Source organism: Blautia sp. LMAG:89 (assembly GCF_008679485.1).
Classification (GTDB): domain Bacteria; phylum Bacillota; class Clostridia; order Lachnospirales; family Lachnospiraceae; genus Blautia_A; species Blautia_A fusiformis.
This window is the reverse complement of sequence record NZ_NANC01000004.1, coordinates 443,444-463,658: the sequence shown is the minus strand read 5'-3', so window position 1 is coordinate 463,658 and position 20,215 is coordinate 443,444. Positions and strand designations below refer to the sequence as shown.

The window sequence follows — 20,215 nt, the reverse complement described above, 5'->3', positions numbered from 1 at the left end:
AGGAATAGGTTATGGCTCGTTTAGATGAGATACGTGGACTTGCAGAATATCATGCAGCCCATATCAGCAGTTCACCAAGGGACTGGATGAATTATCTGGATACCGCAGCCAGGTTATACAGGTATCCATTTATGGATCAGCTTTTGATCCACGCACAGCGTCCAAAAGCAACTGCCTGTGCTTCGCTGGAATTATGGAATGAAAAAATGCTGCGGTGGGTAAACCGAGGAGCAAAGGGAATTGCTCTTTTGGATGAAACCATGCAGAAAACAAGACTCCGATATGTATTTGATATTCAGGATACTCATAAGGTAAAAGGTGGAAGAACCCCTTACCTGTGGCGGTTGCAGGAGAAGCAACAGGAGGAGTTATTAAACCATTTAGAAGAAGTTTATGGACTGGAAGCTAAAGATACAGGAAGTCTTTCTGATGCACTGATGGCAACAGCGAAGTATATGGTAGAAGAAAATCTGGATGAATACCTGGATGGCTTGACATATGTGACGGAAGGAACATACCTGGAGGAGCTGGAAGAAAATACCATACGCAGCGAATTTCGCAGTCTGTTGACAGACAGCATTTATTATACGCTGGCTTCCAGATGCGGACTTGATCCGCTGGAACGGCAGGAAGAAATGGACTTCGTACATATCACAGACTATAACAGTTTATCGGTGCTGACATTTATTGGAAATGCGACGAGCATGGCCAGTGAGTCTGTGCTAGTGGATATTGGAAGATTTGTACACCGTATTTCATTAGAAGAAATGAAAAAGGGTATTGAAAATTCGGAGGAAAGGAATTATAATAAATTTAACACGTTAATTCGTGAAAGCGAAGAAAACAACAACAGAATCATAGAAAACGAATATTCACAGGAAGATGAAGGAGGAAATGAGCATGGAACTGACATATCATCGCAAAGGGGATTATCTGTTTCCGAATCTGACAATCCAGGAGACAGAGGTACAGATCGGGAAATACGGAATGCTGCGGAGGACATTTCTGAAGGAACACAAGAACAGCCTGTATCAGAGCCTGTTACTGACTGGGAAACTGAACAGCCATCTGGAAGAGATCGAGAAAACAGCACAGAAGAGATTGGAAGTACAGATAGCGAAACTGTTGGAGAAGAATCCGGCACCATCGAAAGAGGAGAACCCGATGGCGTGGACAGCACATATGAACAGTCTGACGGCAACAGCGGAAGAGAGCATCTTGACGGAATTGGTGTACAGCTAATTGAAGACACAAGTGAAGATCAGTTAAGTAAAGCAGAGGAAGAAATTGCCTCTGCTTTATCTTTGCCCGAACTTCCATCTGTAAATGAACAGAAAAGGGAAATCGAAAACAGAATAGCTTCCCTCTATGCTGGGGAGATTGCCATTCCAAGTGAGGTGGTCGATGAGGTTTTAAGAACCGGAGGAAACCGAAGCAAGAGCCAGCTTCGTATTATCTATAATTTTATGAGTGAGCAGACACCGGAAGAATATACGGAGTTTGTGAAGCGGGAGTATGGGACTGGTGGAAAGGGATTTGAAATCAATGGTATGGAGTATTCGGTCTGGTTTGATGAAACTGGATTGCAGATTGCAGTAGGGCATACCGTTACCGATCAGATTCTGGATAAAGCGTTTTTGTCCTGGGAAGATGTGAGTGGCCGTATCCATCAGCTTTTGAAACAAGGCGAGTATGCACCGCAGTCCGTACTTGATGTTGCAAGGAAGAATGCGATAAAGGAACATGCCCAGGCACTTGCCTATATGAAAGCGGATATGGCAGAGGGTGTAGCAGAACTTGTCTTTGATGAAGAGGATTTACCACATCTTCACAGTATTTATCCGGAAATTACTGATTATCTGGAAGAGAAACTAACAGATCCGCAGTGGCTGGCAGATCTGAACGAACGTCTGGAAGGACTGGCAATGGCTTATGAGGAAGATAAAAGTATTATGCGGTTCCGCACCTATAATCCAATCAGAATATCCGGACAGTTCCAGAAATTTGCCGCAGAAGTAATTCCATACAATGCCAGAGATGAATTCGCATGGCAGGAACATAAGGTATTTATTACTCAGGATGAAATAGATGCTTTTCTTGCCGGTGGAGGTCCGTATTCGGATGGAAGGCTTTCTACCTATTCTTTTTATCTCCTGAATGAAGATGATAAGGCAAGGACAGATTTTATCAAGGAAAAATATGGGATAGGCGGTCAGAGCCATGCTTTATGTGGAGCAGACAATTCACATGCAGATTATGACGGGAAAGGTTTGAAGCTGGAGAGAGGGGACTATGGGAATCCAGATATTTCGGTGTTGCTGCCCTGGGCAAAAGTTGCAAAAAGAATCGGCTATCTGATTGATAACCAGCAGTTCTTACGTTCTGCAGATTATTCCCGTATGCCGGAATATGAGAGGGAACGGATTGCAGGAAAAGTGATCAGTTTTTATGCAAGACTGCCAGAAGAAATTGAGCGTCCGTTTAAGCAGGATTTTTTTAATGAAGAAGCAAGAAAAGAACTTCCTGTTATGCTGAATGATTCGGAGAAGTCGCAGAAATTGTTACAGGCGATGGACGATGCACTGGCAATGCTGCCACTGGATTTTGAATCAGTGAATGAAACTTATGAGAAGAAATTACAGCTTTTGACCGAAGTATATCAGTATGTGGAAGGCAGCTATACGATTTTCCCGGCACAGGAAGTACCAGATCAGGCAGATGGCTTAAATGGATACCAGATGTCTTTATTTGATATTGTGAGTGCTTCCGAACCAGAAGAAAATACAGAAGAACCAGAAGTGGAAGAGTCGTCTGCAGAAATGGAGGAGGTACAAAAAGGAGAACCAGAATCAGAATCTGTAATTGTACAGGAACAGTGGGACGAGAATGTATTTGAATATCAGGGGTATCATTTTGAACCAGTGGGGATTCTTCCGCAAGGTCTGGAAGGGAAAGAACTGGTAAACCAGACAAGAGGAAATACAGAATTGCACCTGACTACCTACGAGCGAGAAGATGATATTTTATATTCCTACGCAGGATTCTATGAGGCAAGTGGTTCATCAAAAGCTGATATTTTTCGGTGTATGGAAACTGGACGAAATTATATTCCAGGGGAGAACGAACTATTTGGCTATGAGGGAGAATTTTTACCATATCTACAGAATGAGCAGGTGCAGGAACAGGAACCGCATAATTTCCATATTACGGACGATGACCTTGGGGCTGGTGGTCCGAAAGCAAAGTTTAAAGCAAATATGGAAGCTATCAGGCTGCTGAAAGAACTGGAACAGGATCAGAGATTGGCAACACCGGAAGAACAGGAAGTGTTGTCAAGATATGTTGGATGGGGCGGTATTCCACAGGCTTTTGAAGAAAGAAACAGTGCCTGGGCAGAGGAATATACGCAGTTAAAAGAAGTCCTTACGCCAGAAGAATACAGTGCAGCAAGGGCATCAACGCTGAATGCCTTTTATACTTCTCCGACGGTCATCAAGGCTATGTATGAAGCACTTGGAAACATGGGACTGAAGCAGGGAAATATCCTGGAGCCGTCCTGTGGAGTAGGAAACTTTATGGGACTTTTACCGGAAAGTATGGGTGCTGCAAGTATGTATGGTGTAGAACTTGATCCGGTTTCCGGGCAGATTGCAAAACAGCTTTACCAGAAGAACAGGATTGCAGTACAGGGATTTGAGGAAACCAGTTACCCGGACAGCTTTTTTGACAGCGTGATTGGAAATGTACCGTTTGGGGCATATCAGGTCAGTGACCGCAAATATGACAGATACCATTTTATGATCCATGATTATTTTATTGCAAAATCCTTAGACCTGGTACGTCCGGGCGGAGTGGTGGCAGTTGTTACATCAAGCGGTACGATGGATAAGCAGAATCCGGAAGTCCGACAGTATTTTGCAAATCGGGCAGATCTGCTTGGGGCAATCCGCTTACCGAACAATGCTTTCCAGAGAAATGCCAATACCAGTGTGGTTGCGGATATTCTGTTTTTCCAGAAAAGGGACAGGGCTGCAATCACAGAACCAGACTGGGTACAGTTGAAAACCACACCAGAAGGTTATACAGTCAATTCCTATTTTGCTGACCACCCAGAAATGGTGCTTGGAGATTTCAAAACAGAAAGTACCCAGTACGGAAAACAGGAAGTGACGGTAAAGGCAAAAGAGGGAGCAGATCTGGCAGAACAGTTAAAAGATGCGGTACAGCATATCCAGGGAACCATCACAGAGCAGGAGATTTCGGACACGGAACTGGAAGAACAGGTGGTATCCATACCGGCAGATCCGGATATTAAGAACTTCAGCTTTGCACTTGTCGGAGAGGATATTTATTACAGGGAAAATTCTGTTATGAATAAGATGGAACTTCCTGTTGTGACAGGCGAACGTGTCAAAGGCATGGTTGCCATCCGGGATGCAACAAACAGGCTTCTGGAACGGCAGTTGGAAGAATGCAGTGATGAAGAGGTTGCCAGCTTACAGGCTGAATTGAACCGGGTTTATGACAGCTTTACTGCAAAGTATGGATTACTCAGCAGCAATGCGAATAAAAGAGCGTTCAGCATGGACAGCAGCTATTGCCTTTTGACTTCCCTTGAATTTCTGGACGAAAAGGGCGAGTTGAAGCGGAAAGCAGACATATTTACGAAAAGGACGATCCGCAGGGCAGAGCCGGTAACATCGGTAGATACTGCAAGTGAGGCACTGGCGGTATCTATCGGGGAAAAAGCAAAAGTAGATATTCCTTATATGATGCAGCTTACCGGAAAAACAGAAGAAGAGGTCACAGAGGAGCTTACAGGCGTTATCTTTAAGAATCCGCTTACGGATAAGTGGGAGCCATCTGACGAGTATCTTTCCGGGAATGTCAGGGAGAAGCTGAACATTGCAAAGCAGTTTGCAGAAAATCATTCAGAATATATGGTCAATGTGCAGGCACTGGAACGGGTACAGCCGAAAGACCTAGATGCTTCCGAGATTGAAGCAAGGCTTGGGGCAACATGGATTTTTCCAGACTATATTACAGAGTTCATGGCAGAAACATTCCACACACCACGACAGCATATCAATTATGAGCGTATCAAAGTACAGTATGCGGAAGTGACCGGACAGTGGAACGTAAAAGGAAAGAACGTGGACAGCAGCAATAACCCGCTTTCCACCGCAACTTACGGAACACAGAGGGCAAATGCTTACAGGCTATTGGAGGATGCACTGAATCTGCGTGACACAAAAATCTATGACACAATACATGATGCAGATGGGGAACACCGGGTCCTGAACCGGAAAGAAACTACCCTGGCACAGCAGAAGCAGGAACTGATCCGGGAAGAGTTTAAAGAGTGGATCTTTAAGGATATGAGCCGACGAGAAACACTCTGCAAAATTTATAATGAACGGTTTAACAGCATCCGGCCAAGGGAATATGATGGCAGTCATATCCAGTTTGTCGGAATGAATCCGGAAATTAAGCTGATGGAGCATCAGAAAAATGCGGTGGCACATATTCTTTATGGAAATAATACCCTGCTTGCACACTGCGTAGGTGCAGGTAAGACGTTCCAGATGATCGCAGCCGGTATGGAGAGCAAGCGTCTGGGACTGGCACAAAAAAGTCTTTATGTGGTTCCGAACCATTTGCTGGAACAGTGGGGAAGCGATTTCTTACGCTTATATCCGGGAGCAAATATTCTGGTGGCAACGAAGAAAGACTTTGAACCGGCAAACAGAAAACGGTTCTGTTCTAGAATCGCAACCGGGGATTATGATGCGGTCATTATCGGACACAGCCAGTTTGAGAAAATCCCGCTTTCCAGGGAAAGACAGATCGCATTGCTGGAAGAACAGATTGCAGACATTACCTATTCTATTGAAGCAGCAAAAGAGGAAGCAGGACAGCAGTATACGGTTAAGCAGATGGAAAAGACAAAGAAAACCCTGAAAGCAAAACTGGAAAAACTGAATGACCAGACACGAAAGGATGATGTAGTGACTTTTGAGCAATTAGGCGTGGACAGGCTGTTTGTAGACGAGTCACATTATTACAAAAACCTTTTTTTATACACAAAAATGCGAAATGTGGCAGGCATTTCACAGACTGATGCACAGAAAAGTTCAGATATGTTTATGAAATGCAGGTACATGGATGAGATTACCGGGGGAAAGGGAATCACGTTTGCAACGGGAACACCGGTATCAAACAGTATGACTGAGTTATACACCATTATGAGATACCTCCAGTATGATACTTTAATGAATATGGGAATGGGACATTTTGATTCGTGGGCAGCAACTTTTGGAGAAACAGTTACGGCAATCGAATTGTCACCGGAAGGGACGGGTTATCGTGCAAAAACACGATTTGCCCGTTTTTTTAATCTTCCAGAGCTGATCTCCATATTTAAAGAAGCTGCGGATATTCAGACTGCAGATATGCTGAATCTTCCTGTACCGGAAGCAGAATATATCAATGAAGTGTTAAAGCCGAGTGAGGAACAGAAAGAAATGGTGGAAGCCTTTTCGGAACGTGCAGAACAGGTCAGGGGCGGTGTAGTAGATCCAAGGGTAGATAATATGCTCAAGATTACCAACGACGGAAGAAAATGTGCATTAGACCAGAGGCTTTTAAATGATATGTTGCCAGATGCAGGGGAAAGCAAGGTAAATGCCTGTGTGGAGAATGCTTTCCAGGTATGGGAGGACGGAAAAGATACACAGGCTACCCAGTTGATCTTCTGTGACCTCAGCACACCGAAAACTGACGGAACGTTCAACGTTTATGATGATGTGAGAAACAAGCTGGTGGAACGGGGAATCCCGAAAGAGCAGATCGCATTTATCCATGAGTACAATACAGAAGTAAAAAAAGCGGAGCTGTTTGCAAAGGTGCGGGCCGGACAGGTAAGAATCCTGATGGGTTCCACTCCGAAACTCGGTGCCGGGACCAACGTACAGGACAGATTACTTGCACTGCATCATCTGGACTGCCCCTGGAAACCGTCTGACCTGGAACAGCAGGAGGGACGTATTCTCAGACAGGGAAACCAGAATGATAAGGTAAAAATCTTCCGGTATGTAACGGAAAATACATTCGATTCGTACATGTGGCAGATTCTGGAAAATAAGCAGAAGTTTATTTCGCAGATCATGACCAGTAAATCCCCCGTTCGTGCCTGTGAAGATGTGGATGATACAGCTCTATCTTATGCAGAGATCAAGGCACTGGCAACAGGAAACGAATACATCAAGGAAAAGATGGATCTGGATGTGCAGGTAAGTAAACTGAAACTTCTGAAAGCAAACCACACCAGTCAGATCTATCGTCTGGAATCGGATATTGCAAAGCGGTATCCGGTACAGATTACCGCATTAAAAGAAAAGATTGCCGGTATGCGTGTGGATGCAGATGTAGTAAAAGGAATAGATTTACAGGATAATGACCACTTTGCAATGACAGTCGGTGGAAAGCTGTATACCGATAAAAAAGAAGCGGGAGTTGCACTGATTTCAGCAGCATCCGGTTTGAAGTCCGTAAAATCAGCCGGGCAGATTGGGGAATATCATGGTTTTGCACTTTCTTCAGAATACAATTTCCTGTCAAATACCTATACCATGACGATCAAGGGAAAATGTTCTTATAAGATTGAGTTCGGAAAGGATACTCTGGGCAATATTCAGAGGATTCATAATGCACTTTCTGCAATCGGGAAAAAGCTGGCAGATACCGAGCAGAACCTGGAAACGGTACAACAGCAGTTAAAGACCGCACAGGAAGAGGTGCAGAAGCCATTCCCGAAAGAAGCGGAACTGAGTGAAAAAATGGAACGTCTGGCGGAATTAAATGCCATGCTCAACATGGATGAGAAAGGGGGAGAAAATCTTCTGGCAGATGAGGGTATCGGGGAAAATCCGGAAGTAAACGTGCCAGAGGAACGTCAGGACAGAATCGCAGAAAGTGTTCATAAAACGTCTATTCTGGAAAGACTAAAAGAACAGAAACAGCAGGAGCAGACAGGCGAAACAGAGCAGAAACCAAAAAAGAAACACGAACAGGAGTTATAAAGGGTATCCCGTCAGAGTGACCAGAGCTTTGGCGGGATTTTTCTATGGAGGATTTGATTATGGCAAACAGAGAAGAGCAGTTAAAGCAGATTACAGAGCAGTTGGAACAGGGCGTTGCAGAAATATTCACATCAGAAAAATATACCGAATATCTGAACACAATGGCAAAGTTCCATAATTACAGTTTTAATAATACATTGTTGATCGCCATGCAGAAACCGGAAGCAACACTGGTAGCAGGGTATCAGGCATGGCAGAAGAAATTCAACCGGCAGGTAAAAAGAGGGGAAAAGGGCATCCAGATCATTGCCCCGGCTCCGTATAAAGAGAAACAGGAGATTGAAAAAACTGATCCGGAAACAGGAGAGATTGTGATCGGGGAAGATGGACAGCCGGAAACAGAAGTAGTAGAACGTGTCATTACAAGATTCCGGGTTACGACAGTATTTGATGTCAGTCAGACCACAGGAGAACCGATTCCAGAGTTTGAGGTATCGGAACTGGAGGGGGATGTTCTGATCTACCATGATTTTATGGAAGCATTAAAGATGGTTGCCCCGGTTCCTATCCGCTTTATTGAGATTGACGGGGAGGCGAAAGGCTTTTATCAGCTTGTCGATAAATATATCGCTGTCCAACTAGGCATGAGTGATGCGCAGACTATGAAAACAGCGGTGCATGAAACCGCACATGCAGTCTTGCATGATCGTGACCAGATGGAAGCGGAGGGCATTGTAAAAGACCAGCTTACAAGGGAAGTGGAAGCAGAAAGTGTTGCTTATGTGGTGTGTAACCATTTTGGACTGGATACATCAGAGTATTCCTTTTCCTATATTGCAAGCTGGTCTTCCGGTAAAAATATGAAAGAGCTTCGTGCTTCTATGGACACCATCCGTAAGACTTCTGCTGATATGATCGGACAGATTGAGGAAAAACTCAAGGAACTTCAGATCGAAAGACCAGAGCAGGAAGTAATTGCTGTGGAGCAGACAGAAGAACTGAGTGCCATGCAGTATGCGGAGCAGACCATCAACCGTCTGGAGCAGGAACGGACGATTTTCAGCAATGACCAGAGAAATCTTATCGCAAATTTTGCTTATAAACTGGATGACAGGGAAGCAACGGAAAAACTGGCAGAGAATCTTGCAGAATCTATTCTGGATGGAAACAGGGAAGAAGTACTAAAACTGATTGAAGAAGCGGAGGAACAGATTGACAGTCTGCCGGATTCGATGATCGGTTTATCAGAATTGCATGAAGCCGGATTTTATTCAGAAAGTATGCTTCCGCTTACCAGGGAACGGGCAGTGGAACTGCACCATGAGGGAGTAACAGTTTACGGGCTGACCGGAGCAGTGAGTGGTCAGGAACAGTCACAGAGGGTTATGAATCTGGAACTGGATATTTTACAGCATGACGGGTTATTCGGAGTGACGAAATTTGAATGGGAAAATTACCGGAGAAGTCAGGAAACGGTTATGACACCGGAAGAAAAAGCAAAAATCAAAGAAACACTTCTTTTAGAAAGTGATGGAAACCGCTATGGAATTTACCAGATCAACAGCGGACAGGAAGAAAGAGGGTACCAATTTTTAAGTCTGGAAGCGGCAAAAGAAATGGGATTTACCGTAGATGGCAAAGACTATCAGATGGTTTACAGTGAAAGACTGAGAGATGCTACGACACTGGACAATCTTTTTGAGCGTTTTAATATAGAACGACCAAACGATTTTACCGGGCATTCCATGTCAGTCAGTGATGTGATCATTATGAACCGGGGCGGCAGATTAACCGCATACTATGTGGATTCCTTTGGTTTTACAGAACTGCCGGACTTTGTGGCACAGAGAGCTGAGATGTTAAATGCCAATCCGGTAAAAGCATATCCGGAAGTTTATATGGGAACTTTGGAAAAGGCTATGCAGGAGAGAAATGTAGATGCTTACCTGGATTCCAGAAAACTGAATATTGACTGTAAAAATGCAATCGAACAGGCAATCACAGAAAACTTTGATGGCATGAGTCTGAACCCGGATACTGCGATAGATGTGATCGGAAAATATGGAGAAGAACGTGTTGCCTTTGTTCTGGCAAACACATTAAAGCAACTTTCTTATGATGGAAGATTTTCTGATGGCAATAAACGGTGGGCAGATGGCATTGATATTCCGGAAAATATCAGCAGAGGAATAAATCTGAACAGGGACTATATTGTGGGCAGCCATCCTGCAGTCCTGAATGGATTTATTGATATGGCAAGAAAAGAAATCCGTACCCGGAAACTGGAAGAGGTGCTTGGTGTGAAAAATCAGCATATCACTGAAACTACAAGAGAGTATGAAGCAGACGGACATACAGGCACCTGGTATGCGATGGATATGAAAACGTATCATGGGGAGCGATTCTTCCAGATGAGGAGTGAGGAATACGGTCAGGACGTGGCAGATATTATCGTATCGGAAAATGGAACACTGGTGGCAGAAGACATCTGGCATGGATTTGATGAAGGAGCCAGGGAAGCTATTTCAGAATATCTGGAAGAAAATGGTGCAACGGTATATGACCTGATGGACATTCCAGACCAGGCAACAGTCATCTTAGCAGACGGAACAGTTATGAAAATCATGGAACAGCAGTCAATCAGTACGGATACATGGGAGCCGACATTGACCGGACAGAATCAGCAGGGGGAAGAACAGAAATTCAGTTTTTTCGAGATACATAAAGTCAGAGAAAATAATGGCATTGACCTGAAAATGCCAGAAAATCATTATATTGACCAATATTATGTGATCGAAGATCTGGCAGCAAAAGGTGGAATGAAGATTGAGCGATATAAGGATCTTGGAGCTGCCCTCGGAGCATATTACTCTCTGCCTAATCATAAAATGAAAGCTCTTGGAATTGAAAATACAGCACCGTTGCGAGGTAGTCTTGATTTTATCCAGTGTAAGAATGGAATAGATACATTGATTTATGATTGCCAGGAAGTGGAAGGATGGCTGAATCCGCAGATATACAATACTTTTAAAGAGATAGTAAACAGTCTGGCAGGACATGATACAGAGATAGCATACCAGATTGGAGAGCAGTATTTTACAATCCAGACAGTAGAAGATGGTTATGATTATACATTCTATGATAAGGATTATCTGGAACTGGATGGCGGTGTCTACGATAATCCGGATATTTCTATTTCAGAAGTAATGGAGAACATTTTAGAGGAAGAAGGATTGCCCCTAGAAGATGCAAATGTGATGGATTATGAAGAACTGTATGCCGAAATTGAATATGCAGAAGAAGAGAGAATGGAGAAGATACAGTTTGAACGTAATTGTCCAAAGGTTTTTTTTGATGGTTATGACAGGGAAGCGGCATTAAAAAATTATGAGGGAATAACCGTACAATTTAAAAAATCTGGTATGTATTTAACAGTGCAACCGACGGAGGATGGCTATAAATACCTGGTTTATGATCAGGAACTTCATGAAATTTCAGGAGATGCTTGTGGAAATCCAGAAGATTCTATTCAGAAAGCAATGTATGCCAGCTTGAAAAATGAAGGATTGGAAGATGTTGAATGTGTAAAAGTTGATGACAGGGAGTTTCGGGATAAGGTAATCAGTCATTCTAAAGAAGTGCTGGCTAGTGGAGATATTCGATTCACTTCGGAACTTGGCAGATGTGAAACAGCATTGAATGGAATGGGCAGGGCAGAAATTGAATATGAAGTTTTATTTCATGCAAGAGCTGTTCTGGAAGAAATGGGACTGGAAAATGAAGTTACATTGATTGGGGCGAGAGTACATGGTTCCAGAAGTAGAGATGACCTGTATCGTGCAGATTCTGATCTTGATGTGGTGCTTTCTTATCGAGGAAATATTCGAGAGGATAGTTTTTTTAACGAATTGAATTCGTATGGTATGGCAATAGCAGGCATTAAAGTAGATATTACCCCAATCTTAGAAGAAAGAATTACTTTGGCAGAGTATATAAAGGAATCGGAAGCCTATCTTGATCAGCAGGAAATCAGGAAACTCGCAGTGGACTTGGATAATTTTAGTTATGAATATGATACTTATGAATATAAAGATACCGTTGAAAATAGGGAAGAACAGGTTGAGAAACTCACAGAGGATATTTTGAACAAGGAGACAGCAGGTTTAAAAGACTGGCTGACTGAGGTGGCAGAAGAATCGGATATAGACAGCGATGTAGTCACTGCCCAGTCATTACTTTCACGTCTGAAAAATGCAGAAACACTTTCTGTTTTTACCAGACAGCCAGAGCAGAAACAGCCGGAAGACACGATCACTTTTTATGTTGCGGAGTGTATGGAATTTCCTGTTATGGGTGAGTATCATGAGAACCTTACCCTGGAAGAAGCCTTACGCATTTATGAATCAATTCCTGCAGAACGCATAAATGGAATAAAAGGTGTTGGATTTGAACTGCATGATGGAAGCGATTATGACGGACCGTATGATCTTATGCGACTGGGAAAAGTTGACCGGGAAGGTGTGGAGATGATTCCGCATTATAAGGAAAGTCCATTAGTGCAGAAAGCAATGGATGATGTAGAAAAATATTTTGACTCAAAGCAGGAGATTACGAAAATAGAGGAAAAAGCAGTTGAAGATAAGTCTGTACCAAAAGAAAATCTTCCGCAGCCAAAGAGCAGAAAAGAATCTGTTCTTCAGGCACTCAGAGAGCGTCAGGCGAAAATAAAAGAGCAGGAGCAGAATATGTCGAAAGAAAAATCCAAGGCACATAAGAAGGGAGATGTAACATTATGATGGTAAGGTTTGAGGAAGATGAATATATAGCAGTGGCAATTTTTGATGCAGGAAACCGGGTACAGACAATGGAAGCAATGGATGAGATTTTTTCATATCTGGACGAAGATATGAAGCTGCTGATTTTCACGACGATTCAGAAACTCTATTATCTTAGCGATGAGGGATATGAAGAATTGCAGAAAACGGTAGAAATTTATAAAGCAGATCTGGAGGTGGATGGAGAATGAGTAGAAGTCAGTTTGCAGTTTACCAGTTAAAAAAGAAACCGGAATTGAGAAATCTTCTTTTCCGTACCTATGAAGAACTTGCACAGGATCAGATTCCTGTGCAGGTGGCAAATTATGAACAGGTGTATCTGGGAACAATGAAGCCGGGAGAAACACCAGAGCAGATAAAAAAGGAGCTGGAGAAGAAACAGCCGCACAATTATAAAGGTCATGCAGTCAGTACCAGTGATGTGCTGATCCTGAATGATGAGGGTGTCATGACCACTTACTATGTAAACAAAGACACTTTTATAGAGATTCCTGATTTTATGAAAGTCACATCTTCAGAAAGCGGTGGACTTACCAAAGATACAGTTGGATATGAAATAGAGGGAAAAGACGGAACATGGGAAGTAATAGATTATCTGCTGGTAGAGGGAAAAAATTATTTTCTTATGGAGCATGAACAATATGGGAAAGATGTTGCGTATGTAGTCTTAGATCAGAACGGGAATGTGCTTGTAGACGGTACTTACAATGGATTTGATGATGTAGTAAAACAGAAGATTCTTGATTCGCTTCATCCGCCAGTGCAGGAGCAGACAGAAGGCTATAAACCGAAACTGGATAACTGGCAGAAGTATATGGAGAATGGAGAATACCTGCGAAGTGCGGAAATCACAGAGGAAGCAAATTATAATATGATTGACGGACTTAGAAATAATTCTGCACCGAAAGATAAAAAGAAGCGTCCAAAAGAATCCGTTCTTGCGAAGCTGAATGAGAAAAAGGAAGAAGTTGCCAAGCGTAGTGGACAGAAAGCAATGCAGCAGATAATGGGACAAGACGTGGAGCGTACAAAAAAATAAAAATGAGAGGCTGGTCACAGTTGTGGCTAGCTTCTTTTTTTGCATAGAAAAAGACTGGCCAGTGCCGAATAATCAGTTAGGGCTAGTCTTTATAGTGTGTTGCAATATCTTCAATTTTACAATCCAGAATATTACAGAAAGTGTTGATGGTGTTCATACTGACACCTTCATTATTCTGCAAACGATGTATCAGGGACTTACTGAAATGATATTCTTTGTGAAGAGTGTATTTTGTGATACCTCTTTCTTGCATGGTAAGCCACAATTTATCATATTTAATCAACGGCTATCTCCACCTTTTTCTTGTCTTTCCCTCATTATAGGGTTAAGATAGAAAGTAACAAAGGTTCTGTTTTCGGAACCCATATCAATGAGGAGGAGATGGATTGAAAAAGCAGAGGATAAAAGGAATTGTACTGGTAGTTGTTTGTTTCATATGTGTATTGTGTATATGTAGTGGGTTTTATAGAGTGCAGTCGAAGGAACTTTCGGAAATTCCTGATGCAGTCAATAGTACGAGATTTAACACTACGGAACATTTAACAGTTGTAGCAAATCAGGAGGAAATTGCTGATAAAAAGGAACTGGCAAAACAGATTATAAAAATGTGCAGGGAAAATTCTTTTCAGTCTATAAAGTTTTCTTATGATATGGTATGCCCGACAGAATTACAGATCAATGTATATAAGACGGAAAACGACTTTAACGATAATAAGCAATTCTGTGAGATAGCGTATTTATCAGATGAAGAAAATGGGGAATATGATATTATCCACAACCCTGAAAAATTTATATTGTATGTAGATGGAGAAAAGGTAGAATAGAGAAATAGAGGTTTGCTTCCCTGGATTTAAGGAAGAACCTCTATTTTTATGAAAAAAAGTCGGTTATGATTTTTCTTGTGTATGTTCACGCTGGCGATTTTGAGCTTGTGAGGTTCCAAGAATAATATCTACATTGGAACACACTGTACGGAGTTCCCGTTCATGTTCCCGTCGGGCATTAAAGTCTTCACGTTGCATCGTCTGTAATTCTGTTAAGCGATTCTTTTCCTCACGCAGCATTTTTAATGTAGGAAGTTTATTGCCCTGTGATTTTTCTTTGAGTATTCGGAGGGCAGATTCATAGAGTGTAAGTTCTGCCCGGTGATCATCATAAAATTTTTCTTTGTTCCGACTTTTGCGGTAATCAGAATATATAGATTTATTGGCAAGATACTGTCCGGTATAATGAATCTGTTCATTGACATTCTTCAAAGTATTCTCTGTGGATTTTAGTGTATTTCTTGCATCAGTGCTTTGAGCAGAGGCATCGGAAAGAGCTGTATCTAAATCTGCCTTGGATTGAAAGCCATGTTCCTGTACATAGGCAACCGTCTGAGCCATCATTTTCAGGTTAGACAGTTTTACTTTTTGAGCATACGCCTGACTTTGCTGTGCTTTAATACAATGCTGCAAATCTGTTACCAACCGTAAATCAGATTTTATAAAGAGGAAAGTATGTGGAGCTTCTGTAGTTGTAGCAGTGTAGGCAGAAACTGTTGGAGTTGAAGAATTAACAACTTGAGAAATATCAGGAACCGGATTTTCAGTAATCTGTGAGGTAGAATTTTCTTGAAATATTTGCAGAAGATGTTTTTCCTCATAAAGCGTACCAAGGCTTCTTCCAGTAATGTATTTACTGCGATTGGGATGCAGGTAGCTGTATCTGCCACGACTGACTTTGAATGTAATATTATATTTTTCAGACAGCAATCTGGAAAAATCTTCTTGTGATATTGCCTGTGAAGTAACGGTATCAATCGCATCACGAAGATATTGCTTCTCGGTTTGAAAAGTAGTCTGCCTTGGAGTCAGCCCTTTCTTTTCAAGCTGTGCATTGTGTTTATCAAGTTTTTTTTGTCCTCTGCGTTTTGCCCAGTACTCTTTTTCAGATATTTTCCTTTCCGCAGGTGTTAGAAGGTCTACCTGGTTCAACCCATTGGCGGTACACATATCCATGACTTTTTGCTTCAAATAGATTCGGTATCTATCGGAAAGATGATGTTTATAGCCAGCTTTTGAATCTCGATCAAATTCCATATAGGGCTGAGGCTCAGTGTCATATTTGCGGATACTGTTGATTACGATATGCACATGAATATTTCCACTACCATTATGACCGTCAGTGTGAGTACAGACAAGTGCCTGGTGTCCGGGAAAATTCTCTTTGGCATATTCCACGCCAAGTTGCTGTGCCAGTTCTCCAGTCAATCCATGTTCGTCCCGGTCTTTAGGATCGAAGCTGATGATATAGTGGTGTGACTTGATTTCATTGTAAGATTGGTTCTTATGAAAATAAGCATTTGTTTCCTGACATTCCGCTGCAAAGGTAAATGGGTCGCAGTTTATTCCATCAAGATAGTATTCCTCACGAATAAGCATATGACCGTTTTCATCAAGGATAGGTTTCTGTGTATATTCGTCATGTTGAAAGATCAGATAACGTTCAGCTTCTCCATAATCTGCATTTTTACTTGCTATATGTTTCAGTATTGCCATGAAAGTCACCTGCCATTTCCATTACCTTATATTTCATTTCGTATAAATCTCGAAGTCGCTTATTTATTTCTCCTCGCATTTCCTGAGAAAGAATCCCACCCTGATTAAAATATTTTGCAATCTGATTGAGGTTGCTGCCTATCTTTCCAAACTCTGCGAGCAGTTTCTTTATTTCTGGAACATCAGCAACTATTTCAATTTTGGTCTGTACTTTTCCTTTTAAAACTTGTGTTCGTACATAAGAAGCCAATGACATATTAGCTTGTTTGGCGGCAGTTTTGATAATTGAAAATTCTGTCTCAGTGAAACGAACGGTAATACGATGGTTACGATACATTTCTTCTTTTTTAGGTCTTGTCATAACTTTAATCCTCCAGTTGTTTTTGTGAGTAAAATTCACAGTCTGCTGTGAAAGTTAAGTAATAAAAAATTATTACGCTGTGACCATGCAAATGGGAACCAATGAAACAATCATTGATTGTGCTTGAGGGTATGGGGAGCAAAATCCCCATCAAGTTGCCTGCTGTCAAAATCCGGGAACCGGGTTTCTGGCAGCCAGGGCGAAACTTGCTCTGAAAAAGTAGAAAAGCCCTTCATAATAAAAGCCGATTATTTAAAGGGAATGGTAATAGCGAAAAGGAAAAGATTTATATGAGATATGTAATTGTATGACGTACTTTCTCAAAAGATAGTCCCTTTCAAAAAAGTACATTCTTGATGAAGATTTTAGGAAGTGTTACTTTTGATTTAAATATTCAGAAAGGGTGAAGCGAATGAAAAATATAGAAATCGGGCCAATCCGTCCACCTTCAGAAAGTAATAGTTTGTTGGTGCGAGTTACAAGAGGATGTCACTGGAATAAATGTTATTTTTGTGGACTATATAAGTCTATGCGTTTCTCTATGCGACCAATAGAAGAAATTATAGAGGATATTGAAAAACAGGCACAGTTTTATAAAGGGAAAAAGATTATATCCTGCTTTTTGCAGGATGGAGATGCGCTGGTGCTAAAGACAGATTATCTGCTTCGCATTTTGGAAACAATCCATCAATATTTTCCAGATATACAATATATTACTTCTTATGCTCGTGCTGACAGTATTACTCGGAAAAGTCCGTCAGAATTAAGGATACTGCGAGAAGCCGGACTGAATCATATTTATTCTGGAATAGAGACTGGTTCAGACCAAATTTTGAAACTTATTAACAAAGGGTTTAATGCGGATACGGCTGTGAAAAGTGGGTGTATGGCGAAAGAGGCAGATATGATACTGTCGGAATTTATTCTGTTGGGGATTGGGGGAAAGGAACTGTCAGAAGAAAATGCAACCAGAACGGCAGAAGCATTGAATGTTATTCGGCCAGATTTTATTCGTGTTCATGCGACGGGAATTAAGCCAGAATCTAAAATGGGAGAATTTGTAAGAGAAGGCTCTTTCACATTACAATCCGAAGAAGAGATTATGATAGAGCAAAAGAGGTTCCTGCAGCAATTAAAAGAAATGGACAGCTACTATGTAAATGAACATATTATAAATCTGCTTTTGGAAGTAAGAGGAAATTTACGGACGGACAAGGAGAAAATGCTGTCAGATATTAATCGCTTTTTGAATTTACCAGCAAATGAAAAACTCCTGTTTGTGATCGGCAGGCGGTTTAACATTTTTTTCATGTTGGATGATTTGAACAATCAAGAATTACATAAAAAAGCAGAAGGAGCTTTACAGAAAATCTTAAATAAAAATCCAGAAGTAGACTTTACGGTACTTTGCAATTATATACGGCAGTCACAAATTTAGAATTAGAAATAACAAAAACGGGTATAGCAAATATATTTATCTATACTCGTTTTTGCAAGTAGAAAACTTTATACTAATTTGAACAGCATGGACTTTTTACATCCAGTCCGTCAAGATAGTTTTTTCCCCATTGGCATAGAGCATCCAGAATGGGGATAACGCTTTTACCAAAGGGTGTAAGAGAATAAATTGTCTTTGGCGGTTTTTCGGGAATAACCTCTCGATGAATCATTCCGCAATCCTCCAAATCATGGAGCTGGCTGGAAAGCATTTTTGGGGTGGCGTTTGGTATTAAGCGTTGCAGTTCCATGTAATGCAAAGGTTGATCAATCAGATGCCAGAGAATGAGAGGCTTGTATTTACCGCCGATCAGTGACAGGGAGGCTTCTACCGGACAATTAAAATGTATTTGTTTATCTTTCATTATGAGTTCTCCTTTGACAAGGGTGCTATCTTTTTTGATAGTGCCTATCAAAAAAGTGCATTCTTGTGGTTTTTCTTTTTGGTGTTACAATAAGTTTATAGTTGGTTGACACATTTATATTACAACAGAAAGGATTGAAATACTATGGATTTTATCAATATTGCAAAGAGCCGCAGCTCTGTGCGTGATTACAACAACAAAAAAGTAGAGCCTGAAAAACTGGAAAAAATTCTGGAGGCTGCTCATGTGGCTCCGACAGCCGCGAATCTCCAGCCCGTTCATTTGATCGTTGTCCAAAGCGAGGAAGGTCTTGCTAAAATTGGTAAGGCCGCAAATATTTATGGAGCATCTTTGGCGATTATTGTCTGCGCTGACCATGACAAAGCATGGGTACGTCCGTTTGATGGAAAGCAGACTGGTGACATTGATGCTTCGATCCTGACAGACCATATGATGTTGCAAGCGACAGAACTGGGACTTGGCACAGTTTGGGTTTGCTACTTCAAGCCGGACGTACTTCGGAAGGAATTTACGCTTCCTGATAATCTGGAACCAATCAATATTCTGGTTATCGGCTATTCGGATGAAGAGCCTGCCGACAGGAACCGTTTTGAAGCACAGCGTATTGCGATGAGTGAACTGGTTTCATATGAAAACCTGTAAAAAAATATTTGGCGCAGCCCCATTATAGTTTACGGGGCTGCGTTTTATCGTTCTGAAATATGAGCATAGGTTTCTTCCAGTATCCATTGGATATGTTCATCCTGCAGGGAATAAAATACCCGTTTTCCTGCTTTGCGGGAACGGACTAATTTTGTAATCCGGAGTGCATGGAGTTGATGAGATATGGCAGAATTAGTAAGGGATAGTGTTTTTGCAAGGTCATTTACACATTGTTCGCCCTGCATTAATTGCCAGAGGATTTTCGTACGTGTGAAATCGCCCATAGCCTTATGTAGTTCACTCAGTTTCTCCAATTCAAAGGCGTTTGGAACGTCAAAAGTAATATTTTGTGGTTGGTTCATAATATATCTCCAATCTGTGAAAAGCTGTTTGACAGATAAAATTTAGGTGAGTATCATAGTTTAAGGAAGGAGTTGATTGATATGCCGCATTATAATCTGCCTCATAATCATGGGCAGAATATCGAACGAGTTTTAGATAATATGCCTTCGGCAGAGGGCTTTCAGGATATATCTTTTTTGTTTCAGCAGCTTGGCGATTCAACACGTTTAAGGATTTTGTGGCTCTTGTGCCATTGCGAGGAATGTGTATGCAACATAGCGGCGGCTGTTGACATGAGTGCTCCGGCTGTGTCCCATCATCTGCGTATTTTAAAGAAAAGTGGAATTATTATTAGCCGCAGAGAAGGAAAAGAGGTATATTACACCCTTTCAGATACCCCGCAGGCAAAATTATTACATCGTTCTGTTGATGCGTTATTTGAAATATCCTGTCCGACAAATCAATAATCTAATTCCTTATCCAACGGAAGTT

Annotated in this window: 13 protein-coding genes; 8 read left to right on the top strand and 5 right to left on the bottom strand. The window is 41.6% G+C overall.

What is annotated here, in order from left to right:
- The first annotated feature begins 11 nt into the window (after positions 1-11).
- The 4 genes from CCC70_RS06160 to CCC70_RS06145 are packed head-to-tail and all read left to right on the top strand — an operon-like array spanning position 12 to position 13,955.
- The gene (locus CCC70_RS06160; RefSeq protein WP_330577142.1) at positions 12-8,081 is read left to right on the top strand and encodes a DEAD/DEAH box helicase family protein; all 8,070 of its coding nucleotides are present in this window, start codon (positions 12-14) and stop codon (positions 8,079-8,081) included.
- Between the two features lie 59 nt (positions 8,082-8,140).
- Positions 8,141-12,877, top strand: coding sequence for a DUF3849 domain-containing protein (locus tag CCC70_RS06155; RefSeq protein WP_117570372.1), 4,737 nt, complete (start codon positions 8,141-8,143; stop codon positions 12,875-12,877).
- Positions 12,874-13,107 (top strand): transposon-transfer assisting family protein, encoded by a 234-nt coding sequence (locus tag CCC70_RS06150; RefSeq protein ID WP_062807169.1) that lies wholly within the window; start codon positions 12,874-12,876, stop codon positions 13,105-13,107. Before CCC70_RS06155 ends, CCC70_RS06150 begins: the two co-directional genes overlap by 4 nt.
- Complete coding sequence (locus CCC70_RS06145) at positions 13,104-13,955, top strand: YodL domain-containing protein (RefSeq protein ID WP_118041228.1); 852 nt, start codon at positions 13,104-13,106, stop codon at positions 13,953-13,955. Before CCC70_RS06150 ends, CCC70_RS06145 begins: the two co-directional genes overlap by 4 nt.
- 82 nt (positions 13,956-14,037) lie before the next feature.
- Here the strand turns inward: CCC70_RS06145 and CCC70_RS16500 are convergent, their stop codons facing one another.
- Positions 14,038-14,220, bottom strand: coding sequence for a helix-turn-helix domain-containing protein (locus CCC70_RS16500; protein WP_287084698.1), 183 nt, complete (start codon positions 14,218-14,220; stop codon positions 14,038-14,040).
- A gap of 121 nt (positions 14,221-14,341) precedes the next feature.
- On the opposite strand from CCC70_RS16500, the gene CCC70_RS06135 reads away from it, so the two are divergent.
- Entirely contained in the window at positions 14,342-14,779 is a 438-nt protein-coding gene (locus CCC70_RS06135) for a hypothetical protein (RefSeq protein WP_055282517.1), read from the top strand.
- A 63-nt stretch (positions 14,780-14,842) separates the two neighbouring features.
- Here the strand turns inward: CCC70_RS06135 and CCC70_RS06130 are convergent, their stop codons facing one another.
- Together CCC70_RS06130 and CCC70_RS06125 are read right to left on the bottom strand one after the other, a co-directional pair.
- Positions 14,843-16,495: a relaxase/mobilization nuclease domain-containing protein gene (locus CCC70_RS06130; RefSeq protein WP_117440236.1), complete on the bottom strand. Its 1,653-nt coding sequence runs from the start codon at positions 16,493-16,495 to the stop codon at positions 14,843-14,845.
- A complete protein-coding gene (locus CCC70_RS06125; protein WP_117440237.1) occupies positions 16,467-16,856 on the bottom strand; it encodes a plasmid mobilization protein in 390 nt (129 codons plus the stop codon). The genes CCC70_RS06130 and CCC70_RS06125 overlap by 29 nt, the downstream gene beginning before the upstream one ends.
- 412 nt (positions 16,857-17,268) lie before the next feature.
- On the opposite strand from CCC70_RS06125, the gene CCC70_RS06120 reads away from it, so the two are divergent.
- Entirely contained in the window at positions 17,269-18,294 is a 1,026-nt protein-coding gene (locus CCC70_RS06120; RefSeq protein ID WP_005338421.1) for a radical SAM protein, read from the top strand.
- Positions 18,295-18,367: 73 nt separating this feature from the next.
- On the opposite strand, the gene CCC70_RS06115 is transcribed toward CCC70_RS06120, so the two are convergent.
- Positions 18,368-18,718, bottom strand: coding sequence for a winged helix-turn-helix transcriptional regulator (locus tag CCC70_RS06115; protein WP_005338419.1), 351 nt, complete (start codon positions 18,716-18,718; stop codon positions 18,368-18,370).
- A gap of 144 nt (positions 18,719-18,862) precedes the next feature.
- Between CCC70_RS06115 and CCC70_RS06110 the strand changes: the two genes are divergently transcribed.
- Entirely contained in the window at positions 18,863-19,381 is a 519-nt protein-coding gene (locus CCC70_RS06110) for a nitroreductase family protein (RefSeq protein ID WP_005338412.1), read from the top strand.
- A 44-nt stretch (positions 19,382-19,425) separates the two neighbouring features.
- Here the strand turns inward: CCC70_RS06110 and CCC70_RS06105 are convergent, their stop codons facing one another.
- The gene (locus CCC70_RS06105) at positions 19,426-19,743 is read right to left on the bottom strand and encodes an ArsR/SmtB family transcription factor (RefSeq protein ID WP_117440238.1); all 318 of its coding nucleotides are present in this window, start codon (positions 19,741-19,743) and stop codon (positions 19,426-19,428) included.
- An 81-nt stretch (positions 19,744-19,824) separates the two neighbouring features.
- On the opposite strand from CCC70_RS06105, the gene CCC70_RS06100 reads away from it, so the two are divergent.
- Positions 19,825-20,190 carry an ArsR/SmtB family transcription factor gene (locus tag CCC70_RS06100; protein WP_005338402.1) on the top strand — a complete coding sequence of 122 codons (366 nt, stop codon included), beginning with the start codon at positions 19,825-19,827 and terminating at the stop codon, positions 20,188-20,190.
- Positions 20,191-20,215: the final 25 nt, after the last annotated feature.